Source organism: Peribacillus sp. CSMR9, from assembly GCF_033141925.1.
Classification (GTDB): Bacteria; Bacillota; Bacilli; order Bacillales; family DSM-1321; genus Peribacillus; species Peribacillus simplex_A.
The window spans coordinates 53895-78398 of record NZ_JAOPHO010000013.1; the positions used below are offsets into that span (position 1 = coordinate 53895).

23 protein-coding genes and 2 pseudogenes are annotated in these 24504 nt (G+C 37.8%); 19 read left to right on the forward strand and 6 right to left on the reverse strand.

Going from position 1 to position 24504, the window contains the following annotated elements; all coding sequences use genetic code 11:
* Positions 1-31 precede the first annotated feature (31 nt).
* Positions 32-1486 carry an aldehyde dehydrogenase family protein gene (locus N9I19_RS09185; RefSeq protein WP_317777594.1) on the forward strand — a complete coding sequence of 485 codons (1455 nt, stop codon included), beginning with the start codon at positions 32-34 and terminating at the stop codon, positions 1484-1486.
* 96 nt (positions 1487-1582) lie between these two features.
* Complete coding sequence (locus N9I19_RS09190; protein WP_317777595.1) at positions 1583-3019, forward strand: amino acid permease; 1437 nt, start codon at positions 1583-1585, stop codon at positions 3017-3019.
* A 900-nt stretch (positions 3020-3919) separates the two neighbouring features.
* Here N9I19_RS09190 and N9I19_RS09195 read toward each other — a convergent pair.
* A complete protein-coding gene (locus N9I19_RS09195) occupies positions 3920-4336 on the reverse strand; it encodes a PaaI family thioesterase (RefSeq protein ID WP_061462759.1) in 417 nt (138 codons plus the stop codon).
* Positions 4337-4853: 517 nt separating this feature from the next.
* Here N9I19_RS09195 and N9I19_RS09200 point away from each other — a divergent pair.
* The 7 genes and pseudogenes from N9I19_RS09200 to N9I19_RS09230 all read left to right on the forward strand — a co-directional run bounded on the left by N9I19_RS09200 (position 4854) and on the right by N9I19_RS09230 (position 11973).
* Positions 4854-5708: a MurR/RpiR family transcriptional regulator gene (locus N9I19_RS09200; RefSeq protein ID WP_317777596.1), complete on the forward strand. Its 855-nt coding sequence runs from the start codon at positions 4854-4856 to the stop codon at positions 5706-5708.
* A 396-nt stretch (positions 5709-6104) separates the two neighbouring features.
* Complete coding sequence (locus N9I19_RS09205; protein ID WP_089363260.1) at positions 6105-7589, forward strand: amino acid permease; 1485 nt, start codon at positions 6105-6107, stop codon at positions 7587-7589.
* A gap of 153 nt (positions 7590-7742) precedes the next feature.
* Positions 7743-8579, forward strand: coding sequence for a GNAT family N-acetyltransferase (locus N9I19_RS09210; RefSeq protein ID WP_317777597.1), 837 nt, complete (start codon positions 7743-7745; stop codon positions 8577-8579).
* A 110-nt stretch (positions 8580-8689) separates the two neighbouring features.
* Positions 8690-9805: an o-succinylbenzoate synthase gene (menC, locus tag N9I19_RS09215; protein WP_317777598.1), complete on the forward strand. Its 1116-nt coding sequence runs from the start codon at positions 8690-8692 to the stop codon at positions 9803-9805.
* 573 nt (positions 9806-10378) lie between these two features.
* Positions 10379-10870, forward strand: coding sequence for a GNAT family N-acetyltransferase (locus N9I19_RS09220; RefSeq protein WP_284471067.1), 492 nt, complete (start codon positions 10379-10381; stop codon positions 10868-10870).
* A 148-nt stretch (positions 10871-11018) separates the two neighbouring features.
* A pseudogene (locus tag N9I19_RS09225) lies at positions 11019-11219 on the forward strand (IS110 family RNA-guided transposase); the annotation flags it as partial.
* A gap of 352 nt (positions 11220-11571) precedes the next feature.
* Entirely contained in the window at positions 11572-11973 is a 402-nt protein-coding gene (locus tag N9I19_RS09230; RefSeq protein WP_089363264.1) for a YybH family protein, read from the forward strand.
* Positions 11974-12243: 270 nt separating this feature from the next.
* Here the strand turns inward: N9I19_RS09230 and N9I19_RS09235 are convergent, their stop codons facing one another.
* From N9I19_RS09235 to N9I19_RS09245, 3 genes are all read right to left on the reverse strand, one after another.
* Positions 12244-14034, reverse strand: a complete 1791-nt coding sequence (locus N9I19_RS09235; protein WP_317777599.1) for a S9 family peptidase — start codon at positions 14032-14034, stop codon at positions 12244-12246.
* A 344-nt stretch (positions 14035-14378) separates the two neighbouring features.
* Positions 14379-14840 (reverse strand): CBO0543 family protein, encoded by a 462-nt coding sequence (locus N9I19_RS09240; protein ID WP_317777600.1) that lies wholly within the window; start codon positions 14838-14840, stop codon positions 14379-14381.
* Positions 14752-15939: a DUF2515 domain-containing protein gene (locus tag N9I19_RS09245; RefSeq protein WP_317777601.1), complete on the reverse strand. Its 1188-nt coding sequence runs from the start codon at positions 15937-15939 to the stop codon at positions 14752-14754. The genes N9I19_RS09240 and N9I19_RS09245 overlap by 89 nt, the downstream gene beginning before the upstream one ends.
* A gap of 369 nt (positions 15940-16308) precedes the next feature.
* On the opposite strand from N9I19_RS09245, the gene N9I19_RS09250 reads away from it, so the two are divergent.
* The 10 genes and pseudogenes from N9I19_RS09250 to N9I19_RS09295 all read left to right on the forward strand — a co-directional run.
* Positions 16309-17043 (forward strand): polysaccharide deacetylase family protein, encoded by a 735-nt coding sequence (locus N9I19_RS09250; protein WP_089363267.1) that lies wholly within the window; start codon positions 16309-16311, stop codon positions 17041-17043.
* A gap of 502 nt (positions 17044-17545) precedes the next feature.
* Entirely contained in the window at positions 17546-18025 is a 480-nt protein-coding gene (locus N9I19_RS09255; protein WP_061462784.1) for a DsrE/DsrF/DrsH-like family protein, read from the forward strand.
* A 27-nt stretch (positions 18026-18052) separates the two neighbouring features.
* Positions 18053-18421 (forward strand): rhodanese-like domain-containing protein, encoded by a 369-nt coding sequence (locus N9I19_RS09260; protein ID WP_317777602.1) that lies wholly within the window; start codon positions 18053-18055, stop codon positions 18419-18421.
* Between the two features lie 18 nt (positions 18422-18439).
* A complete protein-coding gene (locus N9I19_RS09265; protein ID WP_089363270.1) occupies positions 18440-18736 on the forward strand; it encodes a rhodanese-like domain-containing protein in 297 nt (98 codons plus the stop codon).
* A 54-nt stretch (positions 18737-18790) separates the two neighbouring features.
* Positions 18791-19363 (forward strand): sulfurtransferase TusA family protein, encoded by a 573-nt coding sequence (locus N9I19_RS09270; RefSeq protein ID WP_317777603.1) that lies wholly within the window; start codon positions 18791-18793, stop codon positions 19361-19363.
* Between the two features lie 27 nt (positions 19364-19390).
* The gene (locus tag N9I19_RS09275) at positions 19391-19786 is read left to right on the forward strand and encodes a DsrE/DsrF/DrsH-like family protein (protein ID WP_317777604.1); all 396 of its coding nucleotides are present in this window, start codon (positions 19391-19393) and stop codon (positions 19784-19786) included.
* Positions 19787-19830: 44 nt separating this feature from the next.
* Positions 19831-20958 (forward strand): MBL fold metallo-hydrolase, encoded by a 1128-nt coding sequence (locus N9I19_RS09280; protein ID WP_317777605.1) that lies wholly within the window; start codon positions 19831-19833, stop codon positions 20956-20958.
* 37 nt (positions 20959-20995) lie between these two features.
* Positions 20996-21223 (forward strand): sulfurtransferase TusA family protein, encoded by a 228-nt coding sequence (locus N9I19_RS09285; protein ID WP_089363273.1) that lies wholly within the window; start codon positions 20996-20998, stop codon positions 21221-21223.
* Positions 21224-21274: 51 nt separating this feature from the next.
* A complete protein-coding gene (locus N9I19_RS09290; RefSeq protein ID WP_317777606.1) occupies positions 21275-22054 on the forward strand; it encodes a sulfite exporter TauE/SafE family protein in 780 nt (259 codons plus the stop codon).
* Between the two features lie 732 nt (positions 22055-22786).
* Positions 22787-23121, forward strand: a pseudogene (locus N9I19_RS09295) (Tn3 family transposase); the annotation flags it as partial.
* A gap of 147 nt (positions 23122-23268) precedes the next feature.
* Here N9I19_RS09295 and N9I19_RS09300 read toward each other — a convergent pair.
* Positions 23269-23673, reverse strand: a complete 405-nt coding sequence (locus N9I19_RS09300) for a hypothetical protein (protein ID WP_089363275.1) — start codon at positions 23671-23673, stop codon at positions 23269-23271.
* Positions 23674-23713: 40 nt separating this feature from the next.
* A complete protein-coding gene (locus tag N9I19_RS09305) occupies positions 23714-24331 on the reverse strand; it encodes a TetR/AcrR family transcriptional regulator (protein WP_317777607.1) in 618 nt (205 codons plus the stop codon).
* Positions 24332-24504 lie beyond the last annotated feature (173 nt).

Genomic DNA, 24504 nt, shown 5'->3' on the forward strand with positions numbered 1-24504 from the left:
CTGGAAAATTACTTATACGGGGTGATTATCGATGACACTTATTGAAGCGCTTACAAAGAAAAATAAGATGTTTCTTGCTGGAAAATGGGTATCCGGCGAAAAAATATTTGAAGTGCTCGATCCACAGGATAATAGTTTAATTGCAACCGTTCCTGCTGCTAATGAGAAGGATGTACTTCATTCCATTGAAGAGGCAAAAAAAGGAGCGAAAATAGCCGCGGACATGCCAACACATGAAAGAATCGCCATTCTAAATCGTGCTGCCGATTGGATCTATGAGCATAAGGAAAAATATGCAATGACCATCGCTCGTGAGGGAAGTAAGACCATTAAAGAGGCGAGAAAAGAAGTGGTGCGTTGTATCGAAACACTTCGAATTAGCGCAGAAGAAGCAAGGCGAATTAATGGCGAAACGATTTCGTTTGACCAAATGCCGGGAAGTGAAGATCGCATGGGTTATTATTATCGTTTCCCTGTTGGGATTATTGTAGCTATAACGCCTTTCAACGATCCATTAAATCTTGTTGCCCATAAAGTGGGACCTGCTATTGCTTCTGGAAATGCCATCATCGTAAAACCGGCACCCGCTACACCTTTAAGTGCTCTTTTATTGGCAGAAGCCTTTGAAAAAGCAGGTTTACCGCCTAAAGTATTGTCCGTCATTACGGGGTATCCGAGTGATATGGGCGAGAGTCTGATTACTCATTCAGCCATACGAATGATTTCTTTCACAGGAGGTCTCGCCACTGGCCAAGCGATCATGCAAAAGGCAGGTTTGAAAAAGATGAATTTGGAGCTGGGATCGAACTCACCGGTTATCGTTCTGGAAGACGCTGACTTAGAAGAAGCGGTTGAATCGACAGTATCCGGCGCCTTTTGGGCAGCAGGTCAAAATTGCCTGGGAGTGCAAAGATTATATGTTCAAGAAGATATTTATAGGGACTTTGTTGGAAAGTTTGTTAACCGTACTCAACAGTATCGAGTAGGCAATAAACTCTCAGAGGAAACCGACATGGGGCCTATGATTTCAGAGAAAGAAGCAAAGCGAGTTGAGAGTTGGGTTAATGAAGCTGTTGGGAAAGGCGCAAAATTGCTGTGCGGCGGCAAACGTCAAGGTTCTTTTTACTATCCAACTGTTTTAGAGAATGTTCCAGCAGATTGTAAGCTGGCAACTGAAGAAGTTTTCGGACCAGTTGTTACCATTCACAGTGTGCCCGATCTGGATACCGCCATTTTCCAATCTAACAATGTGGATTTCGGCTTGCAAGCAGGTATATTCACCCGTGACTTAAATAGGGCGTTGGGAGCTATACGTGAATTGGATGTAGGCGGGGTTATGGTAAATGACAGCTCTGATTATCGTATAGATGCTATGCCTTTTGGGGGAGTGAAGGGTTCTGGTTTAGGCCGTGAAGGAATAAAGTTTGCACTTCAAGAAATGACTGAAACAAAAGTGGTTTGTTTTAAAGTTTCGAGCAAAAGATGATAGAAAAGGTTCATGTGATATTGATAGCTTTATAGGCATCGACCCGAGGTCAATCGTATTATTGTACTGCATCATATATATAAAGGAGGAGACTGGATGCTAGACGCCAATAGTACCGATCAAAATCAGTTGAAGCGTTCAATGAAAAGCAGGCACTTGTTCATGATTTCGCTAGGTGGGGTAATTGGAACGGGTCTTTTTCTAAGTACAGGTAATACGATTAATCAGGCTGGACCGGGAGGAACGATTCTCGCTTATTTGGTTGGTGGGCTTATCATGTATCTAGTCATGCTATGCCTTGGCGAATTAACTGTAGCTATGCCGGTAACCGGTTCGTTTCAAACATATGCTACGAGGTTTGTGGGTCCTGCTACCGGATTTACCATTGGTTGGCTGTACTGGCTTACATGGGTAGTTACGGTAGGTTCGGAATTTACTGCATCCGGTCTGCTGATGAAGAGATGGTTCCCTGAAACTTCCGTTTGGATGTGGAGCGCACTCTTCGCGATTATACTTTTTCTGCTGAACGCCTTTTCTGTAAAATTTTTCGCGGAAACTGAATTTTGGTTTGCCGGCATTAAAGTAATTACTATTATTTTCTTTATCATATTAGGTGGAGCAGCGATGTTTGGCTTCATTCCTATGAACGGGAGTGCAGCTGCTCCGATGCTTTCTAATTTTACCGGGGAAGGGGGCCTTTTTCCAAATGGACTCCTTCCGATATTTATAACCATGATTTCCGTGAATTTCGCCTTTTCAGGAACAGAGCTTATCGGCATTACTGCTGGAGAAAGTGAAAACCCGGAAAAAGACATTCCACTAACCATTAGAAATGTAATTTGGCGAACTATGTTTTTCTTTGTTGGTGCCATATTTGTGCTATCTGGATTAATCTCCTGGAAAGAAGCGGGAGTGATTGAAAGTCCGTTCGTTATGGTTTTTGATAGCATAGGGATACCTTATGCAGCTGATATCATGAACTTTGTTATTATTACAGCTTTACTGTCAGTAGCAAATTCCGGTCTCTATGCATCTACCCGTATGTTATGGTCTCTTTCAAACGAGAAGATGATAAATCCTTTCTTAGGAAGGGTAACGTCAAAAGGAGTTCCGTTTAATGCTTTGATTGTAAGTATGGCAGTAGCCTGCTTGTCATTATTCTCAAGTGTAGTTGCACCGGATACAGTTTATATGGTGCTTGTGGCTATATCTGGATTTGCGGTTGTTGCAGTATGGATGGGAATTGCATTATCACAGTATGTGTTCCGTAAACATTATCTTAAAGCGGGTGGCGATATTAAAGATTTAAAATTTCGTACACCACTTTACCCTTATGTGCCCATAGCCGCTTTTGTTTTATGTTTCGCTTCTATTGTAGGTCTTGCTTTCGATCCGAGCCAACGGATTGCCCTGTATTGTGGAATACCATTCATTGCTTTATGCTATCTTCTCTACTATATAAAAAATCGGGGAAATAAGAATCAAATAGATTCTTATGGTGAATCAGATCAATATGTTGAGAATATTAAGTAGAGAGGGGCTGGCATTAGAAACCTATTACCGATACTAATAGGTCTATTGCGAAAAATGAGAAAGAATAGAAAGAATTACAAAATCTCCGGTTTGTTAAGCTATTAACCAAATAAGAATTTCAATTGACTCTACTCTGGTCAGACCTCTCTCTCTCGCAGGAAGGTCGGGCCTTTTTTGTCCATATTCATCGCTTAGACTCTACTCAAAATCTGTTTAACTTAGTTAACAGACAAGCCATTTGTCCAATTTTGGGCTATATTGAGGAACTCAATGAATACTGATGATTTTAGCGATAGTAAGGCTCTTTGGAACTGTCGGGGAGTTTGGTGAAAACTGAGAGTGAGGTCTTTAAGGGACTGGTAACTTGCAGCGGATTTTTACGAAAGATGCTTTTCTAAGACAAGCAATTTCTTTTAGTTCGTCCACGTATTCTTGCCAAATGTGACGAGACACTACTTTTTGATGATCTTTACTTTCCGTACTTTTGTATGTCTTTCACCATGTAATATAATGAAAGAGAAATATATGTCGGCCTCCATTTTACGAACCAAATGGTTCTCAGGCACCAGTTGATCTAACGTAAACATTTCAAGTTGATTGGAACGGGTGTGCGAGACTCTTTCGGGAAAAGCGAGTGCCCCTACTTTCCACACTAATTTCAATCTCCGAATTTTTTTTAAAAAGCAATTATAAACACTATATTTTGTTTTTATAAATGATTTTGTTTACATCGTATCTTACTGTTTTATGACCTTCTATTATTCCTTTCCCCCAAGGCTATAAGCATAACATCTAAATACCTATCAGAAATTTGTAAGCCGATTTTAATGCTAGTTTAGATTAGTAAAAGGGAAGCATGTTACAAAGGGCTTTTTGTGCAACATGCTTTTATTAGCCAGTTTAAAGAATCATAACTGATGACACAACGCTTGCCACTTTTTTATCATCTTGAAATAAATCAGCGAGTAGATAAGCTGTTTTTTTTCCGATTCGATCTACTTTTGCTTCAACCTGTACGTCTCCTAATCTTACTGGCCGATGAAAGGTAGTATGTAAATCAATAGATGCGAATGATTGTCCGATACTTAATTTAGAAGAAATAGCATAAGCCATTATAATATCTGCCGCAGAAGTGACAAATCCACCCATTGCTACACCGTTTCCGTTTATAAATTTTTCATCCACTTTCCATACACCCCTTGCAATTCCTTCCTGGGCATAATTTGCTTTAATCTGTAACGTTAAATCACAATTCGGAGGCTGTTTTCCCTCTGTTAAAACTTGTAAAAGTGCGTTTCCTTCAAATGATTTCTCCATAAAATTGCCCCCTTAAATAAGTTAATACCACAATACAGAATATTCTAACATATCCAATGGTGTTAAATGACATTGAAGTTGTTAAATTTACAAATAAAGTAATTGGAGAATAATACGAATCACTTTTTATTGAAACTTATTAATCGCTGATTAAAACTCTAAAAGAATTTTACAGTATAGGAAGGCAAATTACGGCTTTTACCTTAGTTTTATTAAGTTTGCTTTGTACACCTAGCCGATTAGAAGACACATATCCCATCAAAGTAAATATTCAATGATCTCCTAATCTCTATTTGACTATGAGAAGGAATTTCTTCTTATAGTCATTTTTTGTAGACCAAAATTTAAATACTATCTGAATGAAAAATTTGCTGCTTAGATCTGATATTTATAATTATCTAAAAAATCAAAAAAATACTTCTTTTTCTAATTTTATTATGATAATGTGTACATAAAGTATTTGATTCAACATTTTTTTAAAAAGAAGTATTTAATTCACCAAGAGAGGAGATATGCTATGGAACAGCCATCTTTTAAATTATTAGTGAAAGAAAAATTCCACCATTTATCGGGAGGTCAAAAAAAAGTTGCCGCTTACCTAATTGAAAATTTGGATGAAGCCGCCTTTAAAACTGCTTTTCAAATTGGGCAAAAAGCGGAGGTTAGTGAAACAACGGTCATTCGGTTTTCCTATTCATTAGGATTTGAAGGGTTTAGTAAAATGCAGGCAAGAATTCAAAAACAGCTACTGCACCAAAATCAAATAGATATACCCAATAGGGATAACAATCTCCGCATTGATGACAATCAAGATCCATTTACCAAAGTGATAGAAAATGAAGTTCATATTTTAAGACATCTATTAGATCATACGAACGTTCAGGATATATGGAAAGCAGTCGATGTCCTGATACAGGCTGACCAAATATTAATTGCAGGACATCGGATTTCCCATGCCGCCGCCTATTGGTTCTCCTATACGCTAAGTTCATTAAGGGAAAATGTAAGTTTATGTTCGCCAACAGGTGACTTCTATGAAAAGTTCTGTAACCTCACTAACAAGTCAGTATTAATTGTTTTTTCCTTTCCAAGATATGCGAATGAAATAGTAAAAGTTGCGGAGTGCGCAAAAGAACAAGGGGTTTGTTTAATTGTAGTTACAGACCGCCTCCTGTCACCTGTTGGTCGTATCTCTGATATTGCACTGACAACTGAAGAAAATGCAGAAACCGGAACCAATTCAATCGCTTCCGTCATTAGCTTATTGGACTTGGTTATTGCAGGCATACATGAAAAAGACGCAAAACGGATTCATACCCATCAGCAAAAATTAGAAAGGCTATATTCAAGTTATGAAGTGTTTAATGAATGAGTTTTTAATAAAGTTAAAATTCATTTAAAGGAGGTAAATCAATATGAACCCAATTCAATATATTGATCAGCATCAAGAATTATTGAATCCCAGGCCTCTCAAAAAGGGTTGTGGCATAGAGGGCTGATATGGATGCGCTTGTTAAGGAAGTAAATGGAGTTGCAACGGCCAATCATTCATGTGGACACGATCCACATAGCACAATCGTTTTATATTTAGCGTTGGCCATTGCCTCCAGCGGAATCCGGCCTAAACTTACTCTCCGATTTATATTTCAGCCGAGAATGTTACATATTCACAAGCCCTTATTCATGGAACGAAAATTTTAATTAACACAGTAATACTGGCGGCGGAAGAAGAGAAGTTCACTATAAAAATTTAATGAAGAGGTGTTTCATGAAAAATACCGCACTCGCATCACAAACGGATGTCCAAGCAGCTTCTGATGGAAAACAACTGGAGCGCAAACTCAAACCAAGGCATCTTTCCATGATTGCAATCGGCGGAACCATTGGAACAGGGCTATTTTTAGCAAGCGGTTCCATCATTCATACTGCGGGTCCTGGAGGAGCTGTAGCTGCCTATATTATTGCCGGGATCATGGTTTTCTTTCTGATGACAAGCTTAGCGGAAATGGCCGCCTTTATTCCTATTACAGGCTCTTTTAGCACATATACATCAAGGTTTGTCGATCCGGCTTTGGGATTTGCGATCGGATGGAACTATTGGTATAACAATGCAATCGTAGTCGCTCTGGAATTAGCAGCTTCCTCCCTGATCATGAAATTTTGGCTCCCTTCTGTCCCGGGCATCATTTGGAGCGCATTATTTCTTGCAATCATATTTGGATTGAATATCTTATCGGTAAAAGGATATGGAGAATCAGAATTCTGGTTTGCCATTATAAAGGTTTTAACGATTATCATTTTTATAGCAGTAGGATTATTAATGATTTTTGGAATAATGGGGGGGCATGCAGTAGGTTTTGAAAATTTTACCAAAGAGGAAGCACCGTTTAAAGGTGGCTTTTTATCCATAATAAGTGTCTTTATGGTGGTTGGATTTGCTTTTCAAGGCACCGAGTTAGTAGGAATTGCAGCCGGGGAGAGTGAAAACCCGAGAAAAAATATTCCCAAGGCTATTAAGCAAATCTTCTGGAGACTGCTCTTGTTTTATGTATTGGCGATCATTGTGATTGGATTTCTAATCAGTTATAACGATCCGCGTTTGTTAAGCTCAGATATTGAAGATATTGCGGTAAGTCCCTTCACTCTAGTTTTTCAAAACGCAGGGCTTGCTATCGCTGCCTCCGTTATGAATGTGGTAATTCTTACTTCTGTTCTTTCAGCAGGCAATTCCGCCATGTACGGAGCTTCTCGCGTCCTTTGGGTGCTGGCGAAAGAAGGAAAAGCCCCTTCGTTTCTAAGAAAAGTGAATGCAGGCGGGATTCCAGTGAACGCTGTGTATTTTTCTACCATCGTTGGGATGGCAGCTTTTCTAACCTCTCTTTTCGGTGAAGGCACTATTTATACTTGGTTATTAAATGCTGCAGGACTATCCGGCTTTATATCCTGGTTAGGAATTTCGATTACACATTATCGATTCCGGAAGGCGTTTATTGCACAAGGAAGAGATTTGAAAGATTTGCCTTATGTATCAAAATGGTATCCATTCGGTCCAATATTAGCCACAATTTTATGTGTTACGGCTATCCTGGGACAAAATTATTCTGCTTTTTTCGGCTCTGAGATTGACTGGTATGGAATATTAATTTCTTATATAGGGCTTCCTTTATTTCTCCTGGCTTTTCTAGGCTATAAAATCGTAAAGAGAACAAAAATGATTCCATTGCAAGAAGCTGATTTCAGTAATCGGGAATGATTTCTTTGTCAAAAAGATAGGGAAGTACTACATTTTATTTTAAATAAGGGGTAAAGTGCCTAGCCCGACAAGCGATCAGCTGTTTGACTAACCTGACCAGCTTATGGTTGTTTGGGCAATCAAGGCGTTTGGGATTTTCTTAGGAGGTTGACCATGACGAAAACACAGGAAATTATAATTCGTCCCCTTCAACGAATTGAAGAACTTGAGGACGTAAGAAAGCTAGAATGTAACATTTGGGGGGATACTGATTCAATTCCCTCACACCAAACCATAACAGCAGTGAAAAACGGTGGTTTGGTTTTAGGAGCTTATTGTAAGGATCAGCTGATTGGATTTCAATACAGCTTTCCAGGTTTCAATGGTAAATCAGCCTATCTTTGTTCACATATTCTAGGCATAGATGAGCAATTTCGCAACAAAGGAATAGGGGAGAAGCTAAAACTAGCACAACGTGAAGAAGCGATAAAGCTCGGCTATTCCCTTATTACCTGGACATACGATCCGTTAGAAAGTATTAATGGGTATTTAAATATAGGCAAGCTTGGTGGGGTCTGTTCTACATATATCGCAAACTGCTATGGTGAAATGGAAGATCTATTAAACAGTGGAGTTCCTTCTGACCGCTTTCTTGTCGAATGGCATATTGGCAAGAAGGAGACAACGGATTCTAGCGGAAGGGGAATCGCGCTGGACTTAGTATTAGTAATGGAGAACTCGCTTATTCAATGGGATACCATTGAAAAGGGATTGCCTGTTCCTTCTTTCACTCTTGGGCTGCCTGAACCAGAATGTGATACAGCTTTTGTGGCCATTCCAAAGGATTTCCGAACAATAAGAGCCACAAATATTCAAGCGGCCAATGAATGGCGAATGAAATCCAGGGACGTTTTTAGCGATTTATTTCAGCAAGGATGGCAGGTAACAGATTTTATAAAGAATTCAACGACAGAAATTCCAGTTCAGTTTTATGTACTAACAAAGAAATAAGCAGGTAGATTTAATAAGAGCCCGTAATTTCAGGCTGCTGTCAGCCTATTTAATAAAAAATTGGTAAGACTGTGTCTTTTACAGGTTTATCACAAAAGGAGAATTTCCAAGTGAAAATTAAACAAGTTATTTTAAGGCATCTTAAGCTAGACTTGCTTGAACCTTTTACAACTAGCTTTGGGACGGAATACAATAGGGATTTTATCCTTGTAGAAGCAAAAAGCGATGATGGCATTTCCGGTTGGGCTGAATCGGTTGCGATGCTCGACCCCCTGTATAATGAAGAGACCTTAAAAACAAACTGGCATATACTCGAAGATTATCTAATTCCAATTATTCTAAAAAATGAAATCCAGCATCCTGATGAAATCTCTGAAAAATATTTCGCCCATATTCGCGGCAATTATATGGCAAAAGCCGCTTTAGAGGGTGCTGTTTGGGATTTGTATGCGAAAAAGAAAAATGCTTCTCTCTCGAGTGTGTTAGGTGGAACAAAAAAGAAAATTGAAGTGGGGGTAAGCATCGGAATTAAGGACTCGATTGATTCGACTCTGGATATGATTGAAGCTTGTCTCGGTGCAGGCTATAAACGGTTTAAACTTAAAATAAAACCGGGCTGGGATGTTGAGTTAATAGACAAGGTCCGAAAAGTATATCCTGAAATCCCTCTAATGGCAGATGCAAATTCAGCTTATACCTTACAAGATATAAACCGGTTATCCGCCTTGGATGATTTTAATTTAATGATGATTGAACAGCCGCTTGCCTATAACGATATCATTGACCATGCAGATTTACAGTCAAGGTTAAAAACACCTATTTGCTTGGATGAGAGCATTCACTCATTAGAAGATGCTAGAAAAGCTATTAAATTAGGCAGCTGTAAAATTATTAATATTAAGATTGGCCGCGTCGGAGGCTTAACTGAATCTAAGAAAATCCATGATTTATGTCTTAAACATGAAATTCCACTATGGTGTGGGGGGATGCTGGAATCAGGCATTGGAAGAGCGCATAATATTGCAATCACTTCCCTGCCAAACTTTACCCTTCCTGGAGATACAGCCGCTTCCTCCCTCTACTGGGCAGAAGATATTATTGACCCTGAAGTTACCGTAGAAAACGGAACGATCACGATTCCAGAATTGCCCGGAATTGGCTATGAACCAAGTTTGGGAAAAATCAATAAGTATACGATAAACAGTCAAACATTTAATTTAAGTTAGAATAGGTCGGTAGACAACATCTATCTCCTTATTGTAGAGGCCTGTTCCCAAAAGGGGAGCAGGCCCTTAATTTTTTGAACTCTTACTTCATCCACTGGGTTTTTCCGAAAGCGTCAAACTTTATCAATAGCCCGTTCGTAAAAGTACACTTTTGCCAACGGATAAAAATCTATCAAAATCGTTTTGTTTAACATTCGTGAAAGTGTGTTTATAGCTTGCGGACGTTCATTTTATTACATAAAGTGAACGGTGTTAAAGAATGATATGAATAGAAAAAGGGTTTAGAATTACACATTCTAAACCCCTTTACCCCTGCACAGCATAAAAAACGTCTTATATCGCTTATATGGCGTTTTTTAACCCACAAAGTTCTTAGGTGAAAAGTCCCGAATTCTAAAACCTGAGTTTTTTTCGATTGCAGAAATCGTACTGTATGATATACCTCTCATTGTAGTTTTTATAAAAATGATAAACCGAAATGAATGCTTGATTTTGGTTTTGGTGGAAGAAGGACAAATTATTTAAAAGTAGAATTTATATAAATTAGAAAAAATATGTAAGAGAGGTATACCAATGACTGTATCATTAATTCCAATTTCTAAAGATAAAAAGCATATTTTACAGAACTTGTATTCCCTTTATTTATACGACCTCTCAGAGTATACCGGCAGTTTAGAGATTTCATCTAATGGTTCCTTTGAATTTGATTCATTTGATTTAATTTGGGAGAGAGAAGGTTTATCCCCTTATTTACTAAAAAAGGATACAACAATTGTTGGATTCTTATTACTATTGGAAAGACCTTTTTTAGAAAAAGACTATGATTACAGTATTAATGATATTTTCATGTTGAAGAAATACCGAAGAAAAGGTATCACAATAACTTTGTTAAAAGAATTGTTTGAACAAAAAAAGGGGAAATATTATGTGCTTGAATTAATTAGTAACAAACCTGCCATTCTATTTTGGAAAAGTGTTTATAGTAAACTTAATATAGCCTTTGAAGAAAAGAAACAGAATGTTGATAATGAAGAATGTTTAATTCAATCCTTTCAAATATTTTAAAGCTTATTAAACCATTATTAATCCTTATTGAATGAATGGGTGCGTCAGCATTCCTATGGTTTGGTATTTTGCAGCTTTGAAAAAATAGGGCTCCTCTGTAAGATATTAAGACACCACTCTAACTTAAAACCTTAAGCGGAACCCCAATATGAAATTTAAAATGCAAGATAAACAAAACCAACTAATAGAGAGAATTTTCGATAAACACCGTGTGGGTGGAGTGGATATTGCCCAATGATTACATATGGCTAGAGCAGTGAATTTCCGTGGAATTGTAGCCGGAGATCCATTTGCATTTGAAAATAATGAAGATAGATTCGCTAGTTTATTAAAATGGATGGATAAGCTTTAAAGATTAAATAAACTGGAGGCAGCAATCGTGGGAATGGAACCAACCCTTAGTCCTCTTTACCTAACTGCATGTAGGTTGACAGGAGGATTGCCACAACACAGTTTATTTTGAGAACCTCGTATAACTTTTTCTTTTTGAAGGAGGAATGAATAATGGTCATTATGGTGGTTGTCGTGAGTTGAATCTTAATCATAGAAGAGATGGGACCTTTATATTTCATTCATACTCTGATTATTACTTTGCATACTTTTCTTATTCACTTTATGAGCAGGATACTTCAACAAGGCAGTCGAATATTCACTAGTATAAAGCCGGCCTCATTTTCGAGAGGCTGAATTGGAGGGTGAATATGGAAAAGCATGGACTGGAACAAGTTATAAAAAATGCAGATAGGGCAATAAATAACGAGGACTTCGATCAATTGATGGATTTCTATTCAGAGGATGCAACTTTAGTTGTCAAACCTGGAACATTCGCAAAAGGGAAAGATGAAATACGTCGGGCATTCGTTGCTATCGCTGATTACTTTAATCATAGTTTAATCGTCAAACAAGAAAAGATGGCAATAATCGAAACGGGTGATACGGCATTGGTTGTGGCAAAAGCCCAGCTTAGTGCCAATCAAAAAGACGATTCCGAATTCTCTATGGAAAGAACCGCGACATATGTATTTAGGAAGGATTCCATTGGTACCTGGCGCTGCATAATCGACAACTCTTATGGTGCTGAAATAATTGAAGAATTAGTGTAATTTGTGAAAGCTGCCGAATTAGGTGGCTTTTCATTTTTTACTAAGAGGATCACTAAAATAAATATCGTTTACTAATTGCGTTTTAGCAACCCAAAAGAAGCCCAGCGCGTTCTTTCCGAAGTCGTATGAGGAAACTTACAAATACAGTTAATATGGGGAGTACAGTGCCAATAGATCACTTTTGCCTAATTATTTGAGAAACTAAGACCAGTTTTCCTAATGGGTTCCAATTCCTTTTAATCACCCTTCAAAATATAAAAGACTCATAAATTATTTACCAATATATTGATTAAGGAAATGTGTTATTGCTGTATACGCAGTAATTTTATTATTTAGTTTTACGATGGAATGACCTTCATTTTTAAAGTGGATAAACTGTACAGGATGATTTCGTGCAATTAATTTTGTTACAATTTGTTCAGATTCTTCTATTGGGACCCGTGGATCATTACACCCGTGGAGTACCATCAGCGGACTGGTAATCCGGTCAGTTTGATTCAATGGATCAATCAAATCATAAAAGTTTCCGTCCTTTTCAATAGTTCCATATTCAGCTTCACGAAGTTTGCGTCGCCACGGACTGGTATTTTTAAGAAAAGTTCTGAAACTTGAAATCCCAACGAGATCAATCGCAGCAGACCATAATTCCGGGTAATGGGAAATGGCTGCAAGAACCATAAAGCCTCCATAGCTCCCTCCCATAATGGCAACTCTATTAGGATCAGTGCTTCCTTCTTTCTTTAACCAATCTACTAACGAAACAAGATCTCTTACGGAGTCCATTCGTTTACGAACATCATCAAGATGAGTATATGTTTTTCCATATCCTGTACTTCCGCGAACGTTGGGAGTAATTACTGCATATCCAAGGCTTAGAAAATACTGCAGAACTGGATTGAAAACCGCCCGAATTTGGCTTTCAGGACCCCCATGAACATATAGAATAACTGGAATTTTTTCTGTCTGGGTATTTGGCTTGAAATAAAATGCAGGTACTTGGAGATTGTCAAAAGACTTAAATGAAATAAGAATAGGTTCAATTAATTTATTTTCCAAAAGCTTTGACTGAAGAGATTGAGTAAGCCGTTCTGTCTTCATTTTTCCTAGATCAACCTGCCATATATCAGAAGGATAGGCAGGCCCATTGAAAACGTAGGCTAACTTTTGATTGTCGGGTGAAAAAGTTAGGCTAGTTAACACCCCCATTGGTGTCTGCCATGTATAAAGGGCACTTGATTTTAGATCTAAAAGAATGCCTCTTGAAATACCTCCTTCATTAATTGAAAAAGCTAACTTTGATTGATCTTTACTCATAGCGAGGCCTTCAAAGTCCCACTGTCCCACCTCCAGCCAGGTGATATTTTTTGTTGAAAGATCAATGATCGCGAGCCCAAAAAATTCCCTATCTTGATTTGTTAATAAATAGAGATGATCTCCATCCTTGCTGAAATGAGGGTTTTTATAGCTTGCTTCACCCTGATGATCTGTTAACCAGTTCATTTCTCCTGTGCATAGATTCAGTAAACCTAAATCGTTATCCAACTGGGAATTTGTTTTCCGAATCAATAACGATTTACCATCAGGAGACCACATGATGGAGGAATAGAGACCATCCTTTGACAAAACCATTTGTATTTCTAATGTTTCGACATTTTGAATATAAATATCGAAAAAGGCAGGATGTCGACGATTGCTTGACCAGGCAATCCATTTTCCATCAGGTGAGTGACCCCCATATTCATGTTTATGTTCAGGTGAGTTGGTAAGCGGAATCAGTACACCATCACTCTTGAGTAAAAACAGTTGTTGCTTCTCATTTCCGCCAACATCCATTCCGATAAATAGGCCGCGCTGTGATGAACTGTTTAAGTATTTAAAAAAAGTGATTCGTTCATTAGTAAAAGAAGTTTGGGTTGGTTCTCTTATATCGAAACCCTTTGTCCAAACCTGCGGTAAACCAGAATAATCAGCAATAAAGATTATCTTATTACTTTTAGGACCATAAATAGGGTTACTGACAGTACCAACACACAAATATGATTTGATGCCAATTTCTTTCATACATTCCTCCTTAAAATATGCTGAAAAAAGAGAGGTATTGGTATAGCCCAAATAATAAAAAAGCTGAGTCAAAATGATCTAATTACGTCTCACAACCATTATATTTAGATGAATTATATATCATGCACTTAATATTTGGCTATGGGTGCCAAAATCGTTGCGAACAAGATTTTCTGAAAAGTTTAAAAAGGTTTTTCCATATTTCTTTCAAAGGAGTGAACTATTTTAGTTTTTAATCATCAGTCCAGAAGGGAAACCCTGCTAGCATATTTGGTGTCACAAAAAGTTTATTGGAATTTTTGTGACACCCTTTGTTTTTTTTATACTTATAATACAGTCGCCTGTTATTGAAACCATCGATAAAAATTCCAAATAAGGAGCATGAAGATCATGTAGCCGAAAAGGGAATAAGAATGATGCCATGCTTCGCTATGAGTAAACAATCCTAAATTCTCAGCAAACGGTTCGGAAACACCTATACAAAGTCCAATCAAAACGATAAACAGGATTCTTGAAAATGTAGTCAACGTTTTTGCGATCCATAAAAAGAGCGTAGTAAAGATTGGCAATATCAATAATGTAAAAGCGACATTGATTGTAAATATATCTGGGACTGGTCTTGCTGGAAAGGCATACATTTGTTTACCGACAAACAGTAAGTCTAAATAAGTCCCGATGAAACAAGAGAGAACTATGGTGGCAACAAAAGCCCGAAGGTTACTCGTCTTCTGCTTCTTCTCGGAGTAAGACGTTTTTTTTTGCCAGAATGGCAAGTTCAATTTTTTCAAGCGTTTTGCAGTACTCATCATAAACCTCCCCATCTGTATTTTCTTCCTTATCGATTAAGTAGTCCATGATTTTCCAGTCCTCAAACCAGTCTTTGCTTTCTTCCTCTTCATGATTAATATCTTTCCATGAGTATATTAATCGCGGACTGTATAAACGATCCGCACCTTTTCTTAATTGGCACTTTTTTGTTCGACGTTTATAAAATGCACGGGGGAATGATTCGTTTACATCATTAAACAAATGCGGCCAGTAGTCTTTTCGCGAACCGGTATGTGGATGATCATGTGCCCATTCTACTACTCCTGATAAGATGTTCTCACTGCTAAACAGCTGTGAGTATAATCGCTTGCCCAGCAATATTCGCTCATGTAGGGAGGTGAAATGCTTCATTGTATTCCCGACTAGCGATGTTTTTTGTTTGGTTTCATCCTTATAGAATGGAAAAAGAATATGGTTAAAGCGAAAAAAATCATAAAGTTTGAATCCAATACTATTTAGTACGGTCTTTTTAAAATGGGTATTTTGAAAGACACTTTTTTCTAAATAGCTTTGTTCATTAATAACGGTGGCAATGGCTAACATATAGTGGTCGCCTTTTCTCCAAAAATGGTTCCACAACGTTTCCATAAAAGTTGATACATTGAAAAATGGTAGAAGATGAAACAGTCTTTTTGATCTTTTGACACTTTGTTCATACAACAAAAATTGTGGGTACACATCTTGGAAGATTAACCAGTTCCCTCGTTCCAGAAAAGAAAAGAAGATAAGTTGATCTTTTTCCGATAAAAGTCTTGTATATAACTCCCCTTTTAAATCCGTCATATTCCAACCGCCATTACGCGATACCATATGTCCAAGTAGTGCCCAGTGTATTTCTGGGTAACGGAGATAAAACTGAAAATAGGCATGTGTTCGGGTCACATTATTACTGTTGTGTTGTCTTGTTCGTTCTTTAATTTCATGTATTAACATTGTCTCTTCTCCCGTTAATTCCCGCGGTTTAACAGAAGTCTGTTTTTTACCTTTTTTCTTTAATTCATCTTTTACATCTAAAAGAGAATAGGGAATCGTTTTGGAAAAGCCGTTCCATTCCCTTTTCCTATCGTTGTGTTGCATCCTACTTCCTCCCATAAACCCGAATGTGCTTCTTTTAAGGCCCAATAGGTTTTCGTGATAACCATCAGATGTTCAAATTTTTTTAATCTTTTAACCTTCTAGTAAGGATTTTTTAAAGGTATTTTAACAATGCAGCTACCATCAGTTTATTATGGATGTTAAGAACAAATGATGATCGTTTTATCGTACAAGAGGTAGCGCGCACATTTTAATGTTATTTGTACTATGAAAATCATGAGTATTTAAAGGATCCAAAGTGGACGCGAAGGGAATAGATGGATTGGTATGTGTGACATGTAGGTGATTCTGATTTTTTCTATGACTTTGTGGGACCATATATGAAAACAAAGTACTTCAGGAAGGAGTTCTATGAAAAATATTGTATTGATTTCCTTATTTCTCACGTTTGTGTTCGCATCTCATGCTTTCGGTAAGCAACTAGAAGTGCCCATCTTGATTTATCATTCAATTGACGAGTTTAATGGGCAGGGTTCTAAGGAGTTATATGTAACCCCGAAGAATTTCGAGAAACAAATGTTGTATTTGCGAGACCATGGCTTCACATTATTAACTTTTGATCGGTGGCAAGACATTAATAAAGTAAACAAACCCATTTTCATTACCTTTGATGACGGGTACAAAAACAATCTGAATGCATTCGCAATCTTTCAAAAACTGAAAACCGAACGTTTTAAACCAACTGGCACCATTTTTGTTATTTCTGACTTTATCGGTCGTTCCAACAGATTATCGAAATCGGATTTAAAACTGATGGCTGATTCGGGGATAATCTCAATCCAGTCTCATACTGCTACACATCCCGATTTGACGAAAATAAAAAATTATGAATATGAACTGAAAGGGTCCAAAGATAAAATTCAAAAAATAACGGGCAAACCAGTTAATGTTCTTGCGTATCCTTACGGGAATTTCAACGATAAAGTCGTAGCAGAAACGAAGAAATACTATTTGTTTGGACTTACGACAACTCCTGGACCATTTATTGAGAAGGGTATTAAAGATGAACTCTATCTTTTACCACGAACCTATATCAAGTATTCAAGTACTCTTGATGACTTTTCAAAGATAGTTGACAGAGAATGAAGCAGGTAAATTGCTTTATTTAGAAAATGGGCACAAACAAGGGGAAACATCAAAAAAATGGGGAAATTAGAGGAATTAACACCGTTCATAAAATTTTGAACGGTGTTATGTATGTTTTTAACTTGCATTTTAAATAATTTATTGTGCCTTTACACGTACACGGGTACTCTTTTGTATATATACTTTGTGAAATTATTTAGTTTGACAATATACCCCTATAGGTATAATATGAGCTCATAAGTTAGGAGTGAGTAAACTAAGAGTAAAAAGCACAAATTTTATTTATTGTAATATTTTTATTTATTTTGGTCCCGTTTTTGTATAAATGGTATGTTCCTGTTAAGAGTTTTTCTTGAATGAAGTACAGGATTTTTTGGATATTAGGGCTTCTAATCATTTTTTCGTCATTTCTATATACCCTATATGGTATATAGAAATGAATGTTTTTTTACGGATTATATACCTATACAGGTAATTGAAATAGGCTTAGGAGGAAAAATATATGACCGAAAAGAGAAGAACGACGATCATTTTATTTAGTGGTGATTATGACAAGGCAATGGCTGCTTATATCATCGCAAATGGTGCCGCAGCCTACGATCATGAAGTGACCATCTTCCATACATTCTGGGGATTGAATGCTTTAAGGAAAGATGAGCCGCTGTCATTAAAAAAAGGCTTTCTTGAAAAAATGTTTGCAAAAATGATGCCCCGTGGTTCTGATAAAATGGGTCTATCCAACATGAACTTTGCTGGAATGGGGCCGAAAATGATCAAGCACGTGATGAAAAAACATAATGCCATGTCACTCCCGAATTTAATTGAGTTGGCCCAAGAACAAGATGTGAAACTGATTGCCTGTACGATGACGATGGATTTATTGGGCTTGCAGCAAGAGGAATTAATGGATGGAATAGAATATGCAGGTGTAGCGGCTTATTTAGCCGAAGCAGAGGATGGAAATGTAAACTTATTTATATAAATTGGGGTACCGGAGGGATGAGTTCAAATGGGAACTATATTTAATATCATCATATTGGGTGTCATCGTTTGGTTTTTATATCAGCGATTTGTTCCGGCAAAGGGGATAAAAAATATAAAAGCGGCGGAGTTAAAAGCGGCGTTGAATAACAAAGGAAGTAAGCAATTCATTGATGTCCGTACTCCTAATGAATTTAGGGGCAATCATATTAAGGTCTTTAAAAATATACCTTTAAACGAACTTGGCAAAAGGGCACAAGAACTTTCAAAAGATAAAGAAGTTGTTGTGATTTGCCAAAGCGGGATGCGGAGCAGTAATGCATGTAAAGTTTTGAAAAAACTCGGATTTAATGATGTCACCAACGTAAAAGGCGGCATGAGTTCTTGGCGCGAATAAAAGGAGGATATTATAAAGATGAAAGAAATTTTACCGAATGAAGTGAGTGCATTATTGAAGGGAAACTCGCCAGTCCATATTATTGATGTGCGGGAGGTGGATGAAGTAAAGGCAGGGAAAATATCAAATGCTTTGAACATCCCGTTGGGCCTAGTGGAATTTAGAATGCAGGATCTGGATAAATCAAAAGAGTATATCATGGTCTGCCGGTCAGGGGGCAGAAGTTCAAGGGCAGCGCAGTTACTTGAGGATCATGGATATAAAGTGTTGAACATGGTGGGCGGCATGAATGAATGGGAAGGTCCCATAGAATAATTTTTAAAGCTAAATATACCCCCATCTCTATAAAAAACATAAGGAGGAAATAAAATGATTAAAACAAATTCCGTTTTGGATGCTAAAGGTTTAGCTTGCCCAATGCCAATCGTAAAAACGAAAAAAGCCATGCACGGCCTGGCAGCAGGGGAAGTGCTTGAAGTTCAAGCGACTGATAAAGGGACAACTGCCGATATGAAAGCCTGGGCCGAAAGTACAGGTCATCAATATTTGGGTACGGTTGAAGGGGGGACCACACTAAAACATTATCTTCGGAAAGCAGGCGGAGAAGAGCAACAAGAGAAGAAGCATCAAAAAGTCATTTCAAATGACGGCCTCCTTCAAAAAATCGAAGAAAATCAAAACACCATCATCCTTGATGTACGAGAAGCGGCAGAGTATGCTTTCAATCATATTCCAACAGCTAAATCCCTCCCGATGGGTGAATTGGAACAACGTATGCGTGAATTGGAAAAAGAGTCCGAGATTTTCGTGATTTGCCGTACTGGCAGCCGAAGTGATCTGGCTGCACAAAAACTGACGGCAGCTGGATTTGAACAGGTATTCAATGTTGAACTAGGCATGAGCCAGTGGAATGGTCCTACCCAAAAATCAGTGAATGAATAAAAGAGACTTAAAATGGAGGAATATATCATGTCTAAAAAAGTGGTTATAATTGCAAGTAATGGTGGGTTATTTGACGCATATAAAGTGTTTAACATCGCAACGGCAGCGGCAGCAACGGATCAAGAAGTGGCCATTTTCTTTACTTTCGAAGGCTTAAACTTAATTCATAAAGAAGCAAATGTACAACTGCCAATGCCTGAAGGTAAAGATCATTTTGCCGAAGGATTTAAAAAGGCTAATGTTCCTTCCATTCCAGAGTTAGTTACTATGGCCCAGGAAATGAACGTTAAGTTTATTGGGTGTCAAATGACTATGGATGTTATGGGGTTGGAAAAAGAAGCTTTCGTTGACGGCATCGAAGTGGGTGGAGCGGTCACATTTTTAGAGTTCGCTAAGGATGCTGATGTAACCTTATCCTTTTAAAGTAAAAAAATTTGAAATGTTAAATACTATAGGGGGTATAAAGAATGGCAGTTAATCCAATGACAGCGGCGGAGGTTTCAAAGAAAGTAATCAATAAAACGGACTTATTCATTTTGGATGTTCGAAATGAAAGTGATTTTAACGAGTGGAAAATGGAAGGGGAGAATTTTGAATTCCTTAATATTCCTTACTTCGATTTACTGGATGGCGTTGAAGAAATCATCGATCAAATTCCGGCACATAAGGAAATCCTGGTTGTATGTGCAAAGGAAGGCTCATCCGTTATGGTAGCTGAGATGCTTTTTGAAGCTGGATTGGATGTTTCTTACTTAAAGGGTGGAATGAAAGCATGGAGTGAACATTTGGAACCGGTGAAAATCGGCGAGTTGACCAATGTCGGAGAAATTTACCAATTTGTGCGACTTGGTAAAGGCTGTTTATCATACATGGTCGTTTCCAATGGTGAAGCAGCCGTTATTGATTCCACAAGAATGATCGATGCCTACCTTGATTTCGCCGATGGTATCGGAGTGAAAATTACACATGTTCTAGATACACACCTACATGCCGATCACATTTCAGGAGGAAGACGAATAGCGGAAAGGACAAATGCAGATTACTGGCTGCCGCCAAAAGATGCAGCTGAGGTAACTTTTGAATATCAGCCATTAGAAAGCGGTAAAGTGATAAAGATCGGTCATTCAGCGATTGATATCGAAGCATTATACTCCCCTGGCCACACCATTGGCTCCACATCTTTTGTGGTCGATGGAAAATACCTGCTTTCCGGAGATATACTATTCATCGATTCCATTGGCAGACCGGACCTAGCGGGATTGGCTGAAGATTGGGTAGGGGACTTGAGAGAAACACTGTATACACGTTATAGGGAACTATCGGATGAGTTAATCGTATTGCCATCACATTTCATGATCATTGATGAATTGAATGAAGACGGAAGTGTCGCTAAAAAGTTGGGAACGCTGTTTGCTGAAAATCATGGAATGAACATTGCCGATGAAATAGAATTCAGAGAGCTGGTAACAGGTAATTTACCACCTCAACCGAACGCTTATCAAGACATTCGCGAAACCAATATGGGGAAAATCGAGCCCGATGATGAAAAACAGCGCGAAATGGAAATCGGACCAAATCGTTGTGCGGTTCGCTAAACCTGATAAAAAATGAAGCCAATAGGAGAGATGAAAAATGATTTCAGATAAAGTGTTAGATGCTAGGGGACTTGCATGTCCAATGCCGATTGTTAAGACGAAAAAAGCGATGAATGATTTGCAAACCGGACAAGTGCTGGAAATACATGTAACCGATAAAGGAGCTAAAGCCGACTTAGCTGCTTGGTCAAGATCCGGTGGTCATGAACTAGTGGAAACGGCAGAAGAAAATGATATACTGAAATTTTGGATCAGGAAAGGCTGATAAAGAGAAGGGAACCATTAGGGTTCCCTTCTTTTAAGGGAGGCAGGTACAATGGATATCACCTTGATCATTACCATCTTTTTAATTGGTTTTATAGGTTCATATGTTTCTGGAATGCTCGGCATCGGGGGCTCGATTATAAATTATCCAATGCTTCTGTTTATTCCCCCCATCTTCGGTTTAGTGGCATTTAGTGCCCATGATGTGACAGGGATAAGTGCTGTACAAGTCTTTTTCGCTTCCATCGGAGGTGTATGGAGCTATCGTAAGAGCGGACATTTAAATAAAACGCTCATATTCTATATGGGGATCAGCGTTCTAATCGGAAGCGTGGTTGGAAGCTTTGGATCACAATCGATGTCGGAAGACGGAGTGAATATCGTCTATGGCATTTTGGCTTTGGTAGCGGCTGTCATGATGTTCATTCCGAAGAAAGGCATAGATGACATTCCCTTGGATCAAGTTACCTTTAACAAATGGCTTGCGGCCATACTTGCATTAATCGTTGGATTAGGGTCTGGAATAGTCGGGGCTGGAGGGAGCTTTCTATTAGTTCCCATCATGCTCATCGTTTTAAGAATTCCAACCAGGGTTACGATCGCGTCTTCATTAGCAATCACATTCATTTCATCCATTGGTGCAACAGCAGGGAAAATCTCAACAGGGCAAGTTGATTTCTATCCGGCATTGATCATGGTTGTTGCTAGTTTAATAGCATCTCCGCTTGGGGCAATGGCCGGTAAAAAAATGAATGTAAAAGTCCTGCAAGTCATATTGGCTCTATTGATTCTAGCGACGGCTGTGAAAACATGGATAGGGATTTTGTATTGAGGCACGGACTTTGACAGGGAAGGGGTCGTGGGTTCGAATCCCTCACAGGTCATCAACTGCCAAAGGCTCAAATCCTTGATATCACAGGGGTTTGGGTCTCTTTTCTGGATACAGAAGGAGTAAAACGTATTTCGGGACAATATTTGTAATAATTAATATTTCAAGGGAACCGACGGAGAAGACACTCCTAGAGAAATGTACAAAAAACAAAATTATCAGTATCATGGATTTAAATATGAAGCTCAAAAAATATATCAAGATTAATTTTTATTATCATGTGCAACAAGTAATACTAGCTAAAAAACATCTACCGGAAAATATTCTTTAAAACAATCAATAAAAAAGAATTGTTTTTTATTCATCAATCGGGCGCTTTAATGGAGTAACGAAAAAAGCCCACTCAATTTTAATGCTGAGAAATTGGGCTTTTTAATATCGAAATTCCCTTAACGTTGTAAATCCGCATTTTCCTGACGCTACCCCATTATACAGTTTATCGCGTAAATTAAAATGAAGCTTTCCTAAGGGAATCACAAGGTAAAATAGAATTGAATTGAATTGAATGTTATTTAAATCGAATAGTTTATGAAGGAGTTTAACGATTTCCCATCCACTTAAGTCAGTTTGGAGTTATTCTGATACAGTCATTGGCGATAATAGACAAACTGGATAATCAAGAAAAAATGGCTTCATTATGCTTTACAATTGCACGAACCAGAACACAAATGGCTAGAGATTCGTAGGGAGATTCATGAAGGGTTAAATACAGTGGAACAATGAAACTCGGTGAATACCTATATTTTTTATGGGAAAAACAGTGAAATGCGTTCCAATTCTATAGGGGATCAAGAGGTGTCTGCCTTATCACTTCAATTGCTGCAAAATTGCTTAGTCTATATGAATACCTTAATGGCTCAAGAAGTTCTTTATGTCAACAACCAATATTGATTGAAGAAAATGACTCCCGAAGATTTTAGGGAATTAACACCTTTGTTTTATCATCATGTCAATCCATACGGGACCTCGATATGGACCAGTGAATACCTATTAAGTTGAAAGTTTCATAGTTTTCATAATTTTGGTCGGTGATAAAACCATCTAATCCCCCATCAAGATATTAGCTGGTTTTCCGTAATTAATCAGATCCTGATCCTTCATTCAGAAAAGCGTCCGATTGCGGTATACTTCAAAACCATTTGCTTTCCTTTTTTCTCTTATTTCTGTTCCTTAGCAAAATCGATTCGATTTTTGGGACGTGTAAGAATAATGATTATCATAATTAACAATAACCCTTGTATCCCTTGTTCTAACCGCATCCATAATGGATATACATCCCCACCACCAATTGCTATTGCATAAATACCAAAAGCACCCGCAATAGATATGATCATAACACGTATATACGCTGATCGCTTTCTTTCCTTTAACTTAAAACCAAATTTTATATAAACCAGTGAAAGGATGGCAAGTCCCCCCGAACGCAGCCATACATATCCATTAATGTTGTCTCGAAATATAAAATCCAGTACTAAAAGCAGAATACTCATCACAAAAAAGATAATTTGTAATTTGATTACCTGACCAATAGCATTATCAATTGATTTATTATTACTTTGCATAAAAACACTTCTTTCTTCAAATTTAGATTCCGCTGGACAATTAATTTTCTTTTCGAGTTGCTAAATCAAACAGTGTTATCAGTTCCTTTGTGTAGGATTCGAGATCCAAATCAGAATCCAAAGCTAACTGTAATCCAACCCCATCAATAGCATTACGAATAGTGGTTGCTAATACCTTTGCAGAAAAAGCATTTAATGTTCTAAAACTGCCATCTTGTTGCCCTTGATGTAAAAGCTGAATAATCGGTGCTAATATTTGCTCATTTGCTGTCCCATCATAGAGGCGCTTTCCTTCTTTCGTGCGGGCATTGGCCAAAATCTCTGTCACAGCAATAATATTTTGGGGGTTATCATCCATGAATTTCAAATTCGATTCAATATAAGCTTTTAAAATGTCTTTTGCAGTGCTTTTTCCTTTCATATGAGATTCCATAAAGATTGCACCTGCATGATAAACTTCTATTACGACCTGCTGTATCAGTTCATCTTTGCTGGAAAAATGATAAGAAATCACCCCTTTACTAATTCCAGCTTCCTTAGCAATCTCCGATATAGAAGCATTCACAAAACCCTTTGTAGCAATTACTTTAATTGCACAGTCAACAATTTGAGCACGTCTAGTTTCTTCAATAAAAGAACGATTTTCTTGTTTATTCATCTTATCATTTGTACGCATGTACTAATTTTAGTACGGCCGTGCAAAAAAAATCAAGCATAAATGGAATCAAAATAATAAAAGAAGGACTAATAAATTGAGGCTGCTGAAAAACTCACGTTTTTCTAACTAGTACGGTAAATCAAACTAAAAAAAGACAATTCTCATTCGATACT

Excerpts from the sequence above, each read along its gene's own strand:
- N9I19_RS09185 (WP_317777594.1), top strand. The coding sequence starts at position 32 with ATGACACTTATTGAAGCGCTTACAAAGAAAAATAAGATGTTTCTTGCT.
- N9I19_RS09190 (WP_317777595.1), top strand. The coding sequence starts at position 1,583 with ATGCTAGACGCCAATAGTACCGATCAAAATCAGTTGAAGCGTTCAATG.
- N9I19_RS09195 (WP_061462759.1), bottom strand. The coding sequence starts at position 4,336 with ATGGAGAAATCATTTGAAGGAAACGCACTTTTACAAGTTTTAACAGAG.
- N9I19_RS09200 (WP_317777596.1), top strand. The coding sequence starts at position 4,854 with ATGGAACAGCCATCTTTTAAATTATTAGTGAAAGAAAAATTCCACCAT.
- N9I19_RS09205 (WP_089363260.1), top strand. The coding sequence starts at position 6,105 with ATGAAAAATACCGCACTCGCATCACAAACGGATGTCCAAGCAGCTTCT.
- N9I19_RS09210 (WP_317777597.1), top strand. The coding sequence starts at position 7,743 with ATGACGAAAACACAGGAAATTATAATTCGTCCCCTTCAACGAATTGAA.
- N9I19_RS09220 (WP_284471067.1), top strand. The coding sequence starts at position 10,379 with ATGACTGTATCATTAATTCCAATTTCTAAAGATAAAAAGCATATTTTA.
- N9I19_RS09230 (WP_089363264.1), top strand. The coding sequence starts at position 11,572 with ATGGAAAAGCATGGACTGGAACAAGTTATAAAAAATGCAGATAGGGCA.
- N9I19_RS09235 (WP_317777599.1), bottom strand. The coding sequence starts at position 14,034 with ATGAAAGAAATTGGCATCAAATCATATTTGTGTGTTGGTACTGTCAGT.
- N9I19_RS09240 (WP_317777600.1), bottom strand. The coding sequence starts at position 14,840 with ATGAGTACTGCAAAACGCTTGAAAAAATTGAACTTGCCATTCTGGCAA.
- N9I19_RS09245 (WP_317777601.1), bottom strand. The coding sequence starts at position 15,939 with ATGCAACACAACGATAGGAAAAGGGAATGGAACGGCTTTTCCAAAACG.
- N9I19_RS09250 (WP_089363267.1), top strand. The coding sequence starts at position 16,309 with ATGAAAAATATTGTATTGATTTCCTTATTTCTCACGTTTGTGTTCGCA.
- N9I19_RS09255 (WP_061462784.1), top strand. The coding sequence starts at position 17,546 with ATGACCGAAAAGAGAAGAACGACGATCATTTTATTTAGTGGTGATTAT.
- N9I19_RS09260 (WP_317777602.1), top strand. The coding sequence starts at position 18,053 with ATGGGAACTATATTTAATATCATCATATTGGGTGTCATCGTTTGGTTT.
- N9I19_RS09265 (WP_089363270.1), top strand. The coding sequence starts at position 18,440 with ATGAAAGAAATTTTACCGAATGAAGTGAGTGCATTATTGAAGGGAAAC.
- N9I19_RS09270 (WP_317777603.1), top strand. The coding sequence starts at position 18,791 with ATGATTAAAACAAATTCCGTTTTGGATGCTAAAGGTTTAGCTTGCCCA.
- N9I19_RS09275 (WP_317777604.1), top strand. The coding sequence starts at position 19,391 with ATGTCTAAAAAAGTGGTTATAATTGCAAGTAATGGTGGGTTATTTGAC.
- N9I19_RS09280 (WP_317777605.1), top strand. The coding sequence starts at position 19,831 with ATGGCAGTTAATCCAATGACAGCGGCGGAGGTTTCAAAGAAAGTAATC.
- N9I19_RS09285 (WP_089363273.1), top strand. The coding sequence starts at position 20,996 with ATGATTTCAGATAAAGTGTTAGATGCTAGGGGACTTGCATGTCCAATG.
- N9I19_RS09290 (WP_317777606.1), top strand. The coding sequence starts at position 21,275 with ATGGATATCACCTTGATCATTACCATCTTTTTAATTGGTTTTATAGGT.
- N9I19_RS09300 (WP_089363275.1), bottom strand. The coding sequence starts at position 23,673 with ATGCAAAGTAATAATAAATCAATTGATAATGCTATTGGTCAGGTAATC.
- N9I19_RS09305 (WP_317777607.1), bottom strand. The coding sequence starts at position 24,331 with ATGAATAAACAAGAAAATCGTTCTTTTATTGAAGAAACTAGACGTGCT.